This window comes from Halomonas sp. ND22Bw, from assembly GCF_003011945.1.
GTDB lineage: Bacteria > Pseudomonadota > Gammaproteobacteria > Pseudomonadales > Halomonadaceae > Halomonas > Halomonas halophila.
Genome location: NZ_PXWD01001302.1, coordinates 1 through 255, shown reverse-complemented (window position 1 = coordinate 255; position 255 = coordinate 1). Strand labels below are relative to the sequence as shown.

Sequence of the window (255 nt, the reverse complement as noted above, 5' to 3'; positions counted from 1 at the left end):
ACCTAAAAAAGACCGTGTCGTTGTGGAAGGTGTCAACTTTATCAAAAAACACCAAAAACCAACTCAATTTAACCCTGAAGGTGGAATCTTAGAAACAGAGGCAGCTATCCATGTTTCTAACGTACAATTATTAGATCCAAAAACGAATGAACCTACTCGTGTTGGATATAAATTCGAAGATGGTAAAAAAGTTCGTATCGCTAAAAAATCAGGCGAAGAAATCAAATCTAATAATTAATAACTAGTTGAAAGGAG

The 255-nt window shown here is 34.5% G+C and carries 1 protein-coding gene; it reads left to right on the top strand.

Annotated features, from left to right (window positions below):
• Positions 1-238 (top strand): 50S ribosomal protein L24 (gene rplX / locus CVH10_RS22385; RefSeq protein ID WP_106489437.1); only part of this gene is annotated, 238 nt, incomplete at its 5' end.
• Positions 239-255: the final 17 nt, after the last annotated feature.